At 68.5% G+C, this 276-nt stretch carries 1 pseudogene; it reads right to left on the bottom strand.

The features are described from left to right. A pseudogene (locus tag SB772_RS40510) lies at nt 1-276 on the bottom strand (sigma-54-dependent Fis family transcriptional regulator); the annotation flags it as partial.

Raw genomic sequence — 276 nt, 5'->3', positions numbered from 1 at the left:
CGTCGTCCGACGTTTGGTCGGGCAGCAGCGTCGGCTTCGGCAGCGCGACGTCGATGCCGTCGTCGGCGAGGATGTACGCGCGCTCGATCGTGTTGTGCAGCTCGCGCACGTTGCCGGGCCATGAATACGCGCGCAGCGCGGCGATCGCGGCATCGGTCAGCTGCTTGTGCGAGCGGTGCCGCTCGTTGAGGGCGTCGACGAACTCGTGTGCGATCGTTTCGACGTCGCCGTTGCGCTGGCGCAGCGGAGGCACATACAGCGCAAACGCGGCGAGCC

Source organism: Paraburkholderia sp. SIMBA_030, assembly GCF_046535245.1.
In the GTDB taxonomy this organism is placed as follows: Bacteria; Pseudomonadota; Gammaproteobacteria; order Burkholderiales; family Burkholderiaceae; genus Paraburkholderia.
Note: the sequence above shows the minus strand (reverse complement) of the source record. Positions and strands in the feature narration are given on the sequence as shown.